The organism is Clostridium sp., assembly GCF_036569345.1.
Taxonomy (GTDB): Bacteria; Bacillota; Clostridia; order Clostridiales; family Clostridiaceae; genus Clostridium_AD.
This window is the reverse complement of record NZ_DATCQT010000003.1, coordinates 1-10277: the sequence shown is the minus strand read 5'-3', so window position 1 is coordinate 10277 and position 10277 is coordinate 1. Positions and strand designations below refer to the sequence as shown.

Below are 10277 nucleotides of genomic sequence, written 5' to 3'. Positions count from 1 at the left end.
CTCAACTGTTTTTTGATTTTCTAATGCGAAATATAGTGTTTTGTTCTAACTCATTCATAATTCAAAATGCTATCGCATAACTACATGTAAAATAAACCCAGTATAATAAAAAATTATACTGGGTTTGTAAACAACCTGAACCTATCTGTAGATAGGTTTTTTAATTTTTCCATAAATTATTCATCCTTATATTAACAATATAAAATTTATATCTTAAATGTTTTATTCAACAAGATAAACTATGTATTTATTATTAATATTACTTTACATAAAATTTTTTATTAATCCTATTACTAATAAATGTAGTGGATAAAAGACATAAAAAATGTATTTTAAATTTTTACCTTTTTTACCATTATATAAAAATATAATAATTAATGCTAATAGTGACAATACTTGAATAAACCAAGCAAACTCAATTTTCGGAACTTGAAATTTGTAACAATAATATAAATTTTCTGATGCATTAAACAATATATATACAATAACTTGAGAAATAATTATTTTAATTTTACTATTTCTAAAAATATAAAATGTAAGAATCATAACCACTCCATATATCCCATAATCTGTATTGAAATATTTAGCTACTATACCTAAAGCTAATATAATAAATATACTACCAAATTTTGATTTACCCTTGTCCCATATACGTATTGCTAGTAATCCAACTGTTAAAGTGAAAAATACATTTAAATGTGGATATGGTTTTACTACAAAAAAAGTTATAAAAGCGGATAAACTTTGTATATTAACCTTTTCACCAAACGCTAATGAAAATGGTATTTGAGAAACTGCCGCAAATATAACAAGTCTAGAAAAATATTTAGAAAAGGAATGTGTTTTAGAATATCCCATTGCAATTAAATAAGCAAAGATAGGAAATGACAGTCTTCCTATCATTCTCAGGATTAGAACCTTTGGAAAAAATACTGCCCCAGTGTGATCTATTAACATTAATAAACATGCAATTATTTTTAACATGCTACTAGTCATGAATATCCCCCTTATTAAACTAAAATATTAAATCTTTTTATTTGTAACTTTAAAGCTTCCTCTCCATATCTTACCATAGCTATTCTTCTCTTTATATCTTTTTTTAATATTTGTTTTCCCTTGAAAGTTAGTGTATTAGTTTTACATATACTTTTGTCACATAAAAATAGTAGGAAAAACACCATATTGGTATCCTCCCTACTATTTAAAATTATTTTTCATTACTTTTCAGAAGTTTTTTTTCCATAAATTTTATGCAATATCAAATCATATTGACCTAACTTATCCGCTAACATATGCCAATTTTTATGCTCAGCATTTGCCACATTTGTTTGGTTATTTTCAACATTTTCAAGTCTTAAACTAATATCCTTAATCTCCTTTTGCATTTGTATTAATATTTCCTTGATTTCATTATCCATAATTTACTCCTTTTGAACTTTTATATTATATATAAATCTATTATACATTATTTTTATAAATAAAAATTTGACATATATAAATGCTCTACTAAAAGAACATTCTATATGCCAAGATTTTATGCTTTATTATTTTATTTTTTATAGAATTTCTTTATAGTTTCACAAACAAATTCAACTTCTTCTTCAGTTATTTCTGGATATATAGGAAGTGCGATTATCCTCTCACATATCTTTTCAGCTACTGGGAAATCTCCTTTTTTGTATCCTAAGTATGCAAAACATTTTTGAAGATGAAGTGGAATTGGATAATAAATACTAGTTCCTATTTCATTTGCTTTTAAGTATTCTTGAAGTTCATCTCGTCTATCAGCTAATATATTAAATGCATAATAAACTGATTTTTGATCTCCTTTAATTTTAGGTATTTTAATAAACTCACACTCTTGTAACCTTTTCATATATAATTTTGCAATATGATCTCTCTTTTTAATTGCATCATTTATATATTTGATTTTCACTTGTAATATACATGCTTGCATTGAATCAAGTCTTGAATTATATCCAATAAAATCATAATGGTATTTCTTAGACGCTCCATGAACTCTATACATCTTAGCAAGACTTGCTAAATGCTCATCATTGGTTACTATCATCCCTGCATCACCATATGCTCCTAAAGTCTTTGTTGGGAAAAATGAGAATACACCAAAGTCCCCTATGGTACCTGCATGTCTGTAGTCAGTTCCATTACCTTTCCATCTCATACCAAAAGATTCTGCTGAGTCTTCAAGAACCCTTAAGTTATGTCTGTTAGCTATATCCATAATTGTATCAATATCACTCATCTGTGAAAATAAATGAATTGGAAGAATTCCTACAGTATCTTTTGTTATTTTCTCTTCTATTTTAGTGGCATCTATACCAAAAGTCTCTTCATCAATATCAACGAATACAGGTTTTGCACCATTCTTTGCAATACAAGATGCAGAAGCTAAAAAAGTAAATGGTGAAGTTATTACTTCCTTGCCCTCTTTAAAACCAAGTATATCGGATGCCATTACTAAGGCATCTGTACCTGATGCAACACCAATCGCATATTTAGCTCCAGTAAATTCTTTAACTGCTTGTTCAAAGTCAGTTACCTCTCTACCTAGCATTGATACTCCTCTTTCCATAAATCCTAGAACAGCATTGTCGAATTCTGATTTTTTCTCCTGATATTCTCTTGTCGGTGTAAAAAATTTAACCTTCATAATGTAACCTTCCTCTCTATATTATCAAATGTTTGTTATTTAGCCATTATTTCTTCTACGCATTTTATTACTTCACGAGCCACATACTCTGCATCTTCTAGCTTTAGTGTTGAGTATACTGGAAGTGTTATTTCATTAGCATATTGATTATATGCATTTGGATAATCCTCTATAGAATAACCAAGATTTTTATAAAGTGTAAACATAGGTAGTGGCGTAAAGTGAACATTAGTCGCTATACCTATATCTGCAAGCTTTTGTATTAATTCATCTCTTTGCGCTTCTTTAAATCCTCTTAATCTTAGTGGATATAAATGATAAGAGGTCTCTCTAATTTCATCTTTAGTAAACGGAATAATAGCCCAATTTTTAGTTGCAAGAGCTTTAGTATAAACATCAAAAATAGCTCTTCTTCGCAAAAGCATTCCTTCATATCTTCCAAGTTGTGCTATGCCTATAGCTGCATTAATGTCCGTCATATTACATTTCATTCCGTCTGTTACAATATCATATTTCCAAGCTCCTGCCTTCATCTTAGCCAAAGCATCCTTTGACTGACCTTGAAGTGAAGTTATTTTAAATTCTTTAACTAAATCTTCCTTACCTTTAAAATTATTATCATTAAAGGTAATTGCACCGCCTTCTGCTGTTATTAAATTTTTCACTGCATGGAATGAAAAAACATTAAAATCAGCTTGCGCTCCAACTTTTTTGCCTTTATATATTGCACCAAAGGAGTGAGCTGAGTCCGATATGAATATAATATCTTCTCTGTTTTTGTCCTTAAGTATTGCTCTTATAGCATCATAATCAACAGGGACCCCTGCAATATCTACAGTTATTATTGCTTTCGTTTTAGGTGTAATTGCCATAGCTAATTTTTGCTCATCTATTAAAAAGCTACCTTCTTTAACATCAACAAATGTTGGTTTAATACCTCTATGAAGTATAATATTTGATGTAGCTGTGTATGTATAAGGAGTTGTAATAACTTCATCACCCTCTGCAATGTTAAAAACCTTTAATATAAGTTCTAAGCCTGCACTTGCACTTGCTAGCGCTACAGCATTACTTGCATCGCAATACTTAGCAACTTTGTCTTCAAACTCCTTAGTTTTAGGTCCCGTCGTAATCCAACCTGAATCTAGAACCTCCATTACAAGCTTTTTCTCAGCATCTGTTATATCTGGTGGTGAAAAAGGAATATTTTTTATTTTCATATATATCCTACCTTTCAAATTAAATTTCTTTTTAGATTTAAACTATCTTCTTATCTATTTTTCACTTAAATCATATAATTAAACCACAAAAGTTAAAAAATATATTGTACATGTAAATTCAAGTTATATACTTTTTTGTCCCTTAAAAAAACCTGTATCTTTAGTTATATAAATTCCACCTTCTGCAGCAATTTTATCTTTCAAATATTTTCTTAGTTCATATAGTCTCTCTTCATTAAAACTTTCTCGCACATTACCTGGCATTGAAAATATATAATCAATAATAGGTGTTGCCTCTGTTACAATTAAATTGTCCTCATATCTTTTCATTTCTATATTAACAAACCATTTTTTTAACTTATCATCGCCATTTTCAAGTTGAAATCTTGAAGTAATATCAGAGCTTTTAATATCCATTGTTTCTGATTTAAACTTAAGCATTATATCTCTTATTTCAATCATATGATTTTGCCCAACAGTTGAGAAATAAAAATATCCACCTGGCCTTAAAACTCTATATATTTCTGACAAAGCTTCTGAAATATTCTCAACATGATAAAGCATATGGTTTGCTATTACAACGTCAAAGCTACAATCATCATATGGTATCTCTTGTGCATCAATAATTTGAAACTTAAAATTCTCTGCATTTTTTCCTAATGTTAGCTTAGCATCATTTAGCATTCCTTTAGAAAAATCACTTAAAGTGATATTTAATCCTTTTGAGATTCTATCTTTATTTTTTTCCCATAAACTAGCATCTCCACATCCAAGTTCAAGAATCATACACTTCGATGGTAAATTTAATTCATCAAAATACCATCTCATCCATCCATATTTATTTACACTAAAAAACTCATGAATATTTATCCTCGCCCTTAAATTCGATGCGTTCTCATACTGTTCAAATAACTTTTTATCCGAGTTAATTACATTGATGATATTGGTGAATTTATCCCAACTGACATCCGCTTTACTCTCCATTTCAATGGCTTCATCAATAGCCTTAATTACCATGAAAGTATGAGAAACCCTTTGTTTCATAATTTTTTTTTGTATTTCTAATGATTTTACGAAAAATTTATCAGTTACATCACTTTGTGCTATTTTTTTAATATCATCAAGAGAAAATCCAATAAATTTTAAAGTTAAAATCTGTTGAAGTCTTGCAAAGTCTTGATTACTATACAATCTATGTCCTGATTTACTATAAGAACTAGGCTTCATTAAAGCTATTTTATCATAATATCTGAGTGTTCTTAAGGTAACACCTGCTTTTTCTGCGAATACACCAATTGTGAAAAAATGTGATTCATTATCTTCCAATGTCATCACTCCTATATATGCACCTTCGATCATAGAACTAAGTAATTAAGATTTCTATAATTATACTAACACATTACGTTACGTCATATGCAATAGTTTATTAAAATTTTTTAGATTTTTTTTAGAAAATCATTAAATCTATTAAATAAGCAATTCTTCCTTATCCACTTTAGAATTATAAATTATTCCTACTAGAATTAATATCCCACCGATAATTTTTCCTTTTGAAATAAACCCCATTCTAAAATAATCAATAAGTATACCTGTAAAAAGCTGTCCCATAAATATAAGAAGTGTAGTATAAATGGTAGGTATTTTAGGAATTACGACGTTAGAACTAGCAACAACTATCACCCCTAGCAGCCCGCCTAAAAGTGCCCATAATGGTATTTTATTATAACTATCAAAGGATAAGTTTATAGGATCTCTCACTATAATTATAAGTAATATAGTACTTATTAAGCCTACTACATAATTTATTAGAGTTCCTTGAAAAACCCCTATTTCTTTAGATAAGTGCGAATTTATAATCATCGATATTATTGTAATACAACCACATAAAATTGCTAAAATTATATATAACATACTTTCCTCCCTTTATTTAATATATTATCATAATAATTAATCCCGACAATATTATAAAAAATCCAATTACTTTTTTCTTTTTAAACTTATAAATATTCAAACCAAAAAGTCCAAAATGATCTATTAAGCAAGCTAAAACTAATTGTCCAAATATACCCAATGATAAGGTTAATGAAGCTCCAAGTAAATTGAAGCATAAATTATTTAAAAACACCATAAAAACCCCTATTAAACCCGCACTAAACAAGTACAATGGTATGTTTCTCGGTATCCTAAACTTCTTTTTTTTATATATTAAAATAGCAATTACAGCAATAAGTCCAACACCATGAATTATTAATATTGATACATACTGATCTGTATATTTTGATAAAACTCCATTAAAGGTAACCATTATAGCAATTAATATGCCTATAAACACCGCAGATGTCTTATACATTTAACTTCCCCCATTCTTTAATTATGCCTTAGTCATAAACTCCTTTATTATACTACCATACAAATTTAAGGTTATATATGACACATGTCATATTTAGCTTTAATATATTTATGCAAAATCAGATTAAAGAACTATAATAATGAATAGACATATGAACATAAATAATTATTATCCCTAATGAAAGTACAAGGAGTAAATTAAATGAAACGTATAAATAATGGAACTCAATTAGATGATTATATAAAAGATTATAATATTGAAGATTTCTTTGGAATAAATATGAGAAAATATATGGAGTTGCATAGTTTTGATAAGGGAAGTCACCTTGTCAAAACTAATGAACCAATAAACTATCTATACTTTTTTGTAAAAGGTAAATTAAAGGTATATACTGTGTTAAAAAACGGTAAATCACTGCTTTTTAGGTTATATAAACCATTAAATATAATTGGAGATGTGGAATTTCTTGATTGTGATACTGCGAATTCAAACATTGAAGCAATTGATGAATGTTTGTGCATTGGTATATCTATGAGTAATATAAGAAAATACGCTATTAATGATCCAACTTTCCTTAAGTGCATGTGTGCTAGCCTTGGAAAAAAATTTATTTGCTCCTCTATTGCCAGCTCAATAAATATCCTTTATCCCCTAGAAAACAGATTATCAAGTTATTTACTTGCTATAATGCCAGAAAACAGTGAGCAAACTAATTTAGATGGTGGAATAATAACAGATAAGTTTACAGAAATGGCTGATTTACTTGGAACAAGTTATAGACATTTAATTAGAACCATAAATAAATTATGTTATGAAAATATAATAAAAAAAGAAAAAAACTTAATTTCAATTATAAATATATCTGCATTAGAAAAGCTAGCAGGTGATTTATATAAATAAAGGGGTATCTCTTTTTATAAGTAAATATACTTACAAAAATAAATACCCCTTATTCCTGGATAATGCCGCAATTTTATAAATTAATATTGCAGATTTGACTTAATCTTTTTTCATTATTTGTAAAATAGCAATGCTATCTAATTCCATTCATTTTTCCCTTTAATGCCTTAACTCTACCATTTACATAATTAGTAAGTTCACGCATATTGTCTTTTATTTCAGTTGGAGCACTAGTAACCATAGTAATTATATCTAATTTATTGCCTTTTATTTCTTTGGCAACTTCATAAGCTAAGCATTTATTTTTTATTTTCCAATACGTTACATTAAATTGATCTGCCTGACGTTTATTGTAATATCCTTTTTCAATACCATACTGAAATAGATCAGCTGCTGATTCTAATTCCTCCAAATCTTCAACCTCTAAAGTCTCATTTACTAAATCTTGAAATATTTTCATTATAGCTCTCCTTTTTAACAGGTAATATTATTAATGATTTCTATTATGATTGATATGATTAATATAGCCTAGTCATTTGTTAATAGAAAGTTATCCTTGACCAAATTCTTCATACAACTTTTACATTCTAACACATATTAAAGAGTATTTGAATTATATTTATAAACAATTCTATAACTCTATGTTTATTATGTCAAATTAATACGTATATTTTCACATTAAAAGATACTATTATATATGCTATATTATTGTGCAGATTCCTCTACTAATTTATTCATTTATTATTTTATTAAAAATGATATTAATATTTTTAAATATAGATAAAATAAAAATAAGGTAGATAATTAAATCATCATACCGCATTTTTATTTCCCATGTTATCTTCTAAAGTAATTTAATTATGTATTATTTATTTGCTTTTTCTACCCTAATAGTTTTTCCTTTAATTGACCCATTTTTAAGGACTTCTAATACCTTCTCGCCCTTTCCATTCATAATATCTACATGAGAAAAACTATCTTGAATATCTATAATACCTATATCATCAGAACTAATACCCTCTATATTGCAAATAGTTCCTACAATATCCATATTCCTTATTTTTTTCTTTTTTCCTGCACTGATATATATCTTCATTATGTCACTACTAAAATTTGATGCTTTAGTCTTTTTAATAACAGGCTTAGCATCATGTTTTTTGTAAAATTCATCCCTAAACGGCTCTGACTCTTCCTTGGTTGGAATTGCTGCCTTAGGTATTTCCATGCCAATATACTGCTCTATTGCTTGTAAAAATTTATTTTCATGGTGAGTTACAAAAGTTATAGCTTTCCCTTGTTTTCCCGCTCTTCCTGTTCTACCTATTCTATGAACGTAATTACCTTTTTCAAGTGGTAAATCATAATTTATAATATGAGTTATATTTTCTACATCTATTCCTCTTGCCGCAACATCTGTAGCCACTAAAAATCTAAATTCACCCTTTTTAAATCTATCCATAGCATCTAATCTATCATTTTGAAGCATCCCTCCATGTATCTTAATACATGAATAATGACGATTTTTCATTTGAATAGTTATTGAATCTACGTTTTCTTTTGTTCTACAAAATACAATACAAGAATCTGGATTTTCAATATATAGTACTCTCTTAAGTAGACTAATTTTTTTATCTTCTTCAACTTCGTAACATACTTGATCAATTTTATCAACGGTTAACTGCTCAGGGTTTATTTCTATTTTAACAGGACTAACCATGTATTTAGCGCAAATTGCTTCAATAGACTCAGGTATTGTAGCTGAAAATAACATAGTAACCCTATTTTTAGGAACCGCCTTAATTACTTCTTCTACTTGTTCTATAAATCCCATACTTAACATTTCATCTGCTTCATCTAATATTAAATATTTTACCTTATCTAAATTAATACTACCTCTTTCAATATGATCTAATGTTCTTCCTGGAGTACCAACTACTATGTGAACTCTTTGCTTTAGCTGTTTCTTTTGCATTTCTATAGGTTGTTTACCAAAAACAGCTATTGCTCTAATTTTTTTATATCTACCTATATTGGTTATGTCTTGGCTTACTTGAAGTGCTAGTTCCCTTGTTGGAGTTAATACTAATGCTTGAGGCTCAGTTTCCTCGATATCTGCACTCTCACAAAGTGGAATAGCAAAAGCGGCTGTTTTCCCACTACCTGTTTGTGATTTGACTATGATGTCTTTACCTTGAAGTGCAATAGGTATTACCTGTGCTTGGACCTCTGACGGATTTTTATATCCTAATTTATTAATTGCTTTTAATATTTCTTCACTAATATTAAATTCCTCAAATTTTATGTTACTCATTTTAACTTCCCCTTTGTTTCATATATAATTTTAAAGTATAACTTAAATAAAATCTTTTACTCATAAGTCAATATTATAACATGTTTAAACTTATAATTCTAATGCAATTCTAATGTTCTACTAATAAAAATTTAATCCCACCATCTTATAATAAAAACATAGTAACAAACAACTTATGTTAATCAAAGTTATATGCTACTAAAAATTTAAAATTGTTATATATGAAAAATTGAGGGGGAATTGATATGTCAATAAATTTAGAACAAGTTGATGAGTTAAGAAAGAGAGCAAATGTAACCTACGAGGATGCTAAAAATGCCTTAGAACAAAGTGACGGAAACCTAATTGAAGCTTTAATATACCTTGAAAAACAAAATAAAATTAAGCCTGAGGAAAAATCTTCAAGTGACTGCACTTTCAGCAGATCCAAATTCTTTGAAAAGATAAAAAAGATTATTAAGAAAGGTAACGAAACAAAATTAGTAATCAAAAAAAATGATTTAGTGATACTAAATCTCTCCATCACTCTAGTCATTATAATAACTGCAGTAGCTGCACCTGTTGTAATTACAGGATTAATATTAGCCTTTGCAACTAAGCATAAAATAAGGATTCAAAAGAAAAATAATGAAGATTCAGAAGTAAACAAAGTTTTTGATAAAATTTCCGTTGTTGTTAATAAAGTGACTACAAAAATAAATGAAGAAATGAAAACTGAATAACTTACGCTAATAGAACTTAACAACCTACATTTTATCGATGTAGGTTATTTTTAATATCTAAATTCAAAATTTAGATACAATTGTCTGTAATTATATATAAAAT

The 10277-nt window shown here is 28.0% G+C and carries 12 protein-coding genes; 2 read left to right on the top strand and 10 right to left on the bottom strand.

What is annotated here, in order from left to right; translation table 11 throughout:
• Positions 1 to 264: 264 nt before the first annotated feature.
• From VIM70_RS00095 to VIM70_RS00060, 8 genes are all read right to left on the bottom strand, one after another.
• Positions 265 to 996, bottom strand: coding sequence for a TraX family protein (locus VIM70_RS00095; RefSeq protein ID WP_331942915.1), 732 nt, complete (start codon positions 994 to 996; stop codon positions 265 to 267).
• A 14-nt stretch (positions 997 to 1010) separates the two neighbouring features.
• Entirely contained in the window at positions 1011 to 1181 is a 171-nt protein-coding gene (locus VIM70_RS00090; RefSeq protein ID WP_331942914.1) for a hypothetical protein, read from the bottom strand.
• 36 nt (positions 1182 to 1217) lie between these two features.
• Complete coding sequence (locus tag VIM70_RS00085; protein WP_331942913.1) at positions 1218 to 1418, bottom strand: hypothetical protein; 201 nt, start codon at positions 1416 to 1418, stop codon at positions 1218 to 1220.
• 131 nt (positions 1419 to 1549) lie between these two features.
• Positions 1550 to 2671, bottom strand: a complete 1122-nt coding sequence (locus tag VIM70_RS00080) for a DegT/DnrJ/EryC1/StrS family aminotransferase (protein WP_331942912.1) — start codon at positions 2669 to 2671, stop codon at positions 1550 to 1552.
• A 35-nt stretch (positions 2672 to 2706) separates the two neighbouring features.
• A complete protein-coding gene (locus tag VIM70_RS00075; RefSeq protein WP_331942911.1) occupies positions 2707 to 3891 on the bottom strand; it encodes a DegT/DnrJ/EryC1/StrS aminotransferase family protein in 1185 nt (394 codons plus the stop codon).
• Positions 3892 to 4014: 123 nt separating this feature from the next.
• Positions 4015 to 5217: a MerR family transcriptional regulator gene (locus tag VIM70_RS00070; RefSeq protein ID WP_331942910.1), complete on the bottom strand. Its 1203-nt coding sequence runs from the start codon at positions 5215 to 5217 to the stop codon at positions 4015 to 4017.
• A 141-nt stretch (positions 5218 to 5358) separates the two neighbouring features.
• Positions 5359 to 5802, bottom strand: a complete 444-nt coding sequence (locus VIM70_RS00065) for a DMT family transporter (protein ID WP_331942909.1) — start codon at positions 5800 to 5802, stop codon at positions 5359 to 5361.
• A gap of 16 nt (positions 5803 to 5818) precedes the next feature.
• Positions 5819 to 6241 (bottom strand): DMT family transporter, encoded by a 423-nt coding sequence (locus VIM70_RS00060; protein ID WP_331942908.1) that lies wholly within the window; start codon positions 6239 to 6241, stop codon positions 5819 to 5821.
• Between the two features lie 201 nt (positions 6242 to 6442).
• Between VIM70_RS00060 and VIM70_RS00055 the strand changes: the two genes are divergently transcribed.
• Positions 6443 to 7141 carry a cyclic nucleotide-binding domain-containing protein gene (locus tag VIM70_RS00055; RefSeq protein ID WP_331942907.1) on the top strand — a complete coding sequence of 233 codons (699 nt, stop codon included), beginning with the start codon at positions 6443 to 6445 and terminating at the stop codon, positions 7139 to 7141.
• Positions 7142 to 7274: 133 nt separating this feature from the next.
• Here the strand turns inward: VIM70_RS00055 and VIM70_RS00050 are convergent, their stop codons facing one another.
• Both VIM70_RS00050 and VIM70_RS00045 read right to left on the bottom strand, forming a co-directional pair.
• Positions 7275 to 7601 carry a hypothetical protein gene (locus tag VIM70_RS00050; RefSeq protein WP_331942906.1) on the bottom strand — a complete coding sequence of 109 codons (327 nt, stop codon included), beginning with the start codon at positions 7599 to 7601 and terminating at the stop codon, positions 7275 to 7277.
• Between the two features lie 405 nt (positions 7602 to 8006).
• On the bottom strand, positions 8007 to 9452 hold the full coding sequence (locus VIM70_RS00045; RefSeq protein ID WP_331942905.1) for a DEAD/DEAH box helicase: 1446 nt from the start codon (positions 9450 to 9452) through the stop codon (positions 8007 to 8009).
• Between the two features lie 245 nt (positions 9453 to 9697).
• On the opposite strand from VIM70_RS00045, the gene VIM70_RS00040 reads away from it, so the two are divergent.
• Positions 9698 to 10174 (top strand): DUF4342 domain-containing protein, encoded by a 477-nt coding sequence (locus tag VIM70_RS00040; RefSeq protein WP_331942904.1) that lies wholly within the window; start codon positions 9698 to 9700, stop codon positions 10172 to 10174.
• The last annotated feature ends 103 nt before the right edge of the window (positions 10175 to 10277 follow it).

Bases quoted from the DNA above. Each gene is read 5' to 3' on its own strand.
- VIM70_RS00095 (WP_331942915.1), bottom strand. From the start codon at position 996: ATGACTAGTAGCATGTTAAAAATAATTGCATGTTTATTAATGTTAATA.
- VIM70_RS00090 (WP_331942914.1), bottom strand. From the start codon at position 1,181: ATGGTGTTTTTCCTACTATTTTTATGTGACAAAAGTATATGTAAAACT.
- VIM70_RS00085 (WP_331942913.1), bottom strand. From the start codon at position 1,418: ATGGATAATGAAATCAAGGAAATATTAATACAAATGCAAAAGGAGATT.
- VIM70_RS00080 (WP_331942912.1), bottom strand. From the start codon at position 2,671: ATGAAGGTTAAATTTTTTACACCGACAAGAGAATATCAGGAGAAAAAA.
- VIM70_RS00075 (WP_331942911.1), bottom strand. From the start codon at position 3,891: ATGAAAATAAAAAATATTCCTTTTTCACCACCAGATATAACAGATGCT.
- VIM70_RS00065 (WP_331942909.1), bottom strand. From the start codon at position 5,802: ATGTTATATATAATTTTAGCAATTTTATGTGGTTGTATTACAATAATA.
- VIM70_RS00060 (WP_331942908.1), bottom strand. From the start codon at position 6,241: ATGTATAAGACATCTGCGGTGTTTATAGGCATATTAATTGCTATAATG.
- VIM70_RS00055 (WP_331942907.1), top strand. From the start codon at position 6,443: ATGAAACGTATAAATAATGGAACTCAATTAGATGATTATATAAAAGAT.
- VIM70_RS00050 (WP_331942906.1), bottom strand. From the start codon at position 7,601: ATGAAAATATTTCAAGATTTAGTAAATGAGACTTTAGAGGTTGAAGAT.
- VIM70_RS00045 (WP_331942905.1), bottom strand. From the start codon at position 9,452: ATGAGTAACATAAAATTTGAGGAATTTAATATTAGTGAAGAAATATTA.
- VIM70_RS00040 (WP_331942904.1), top strand. From the start codon at position 9,698: ATGTCAATAAATTTAGAACAAGTTGATGAGTTAAGAAAGAGAGCAAAT.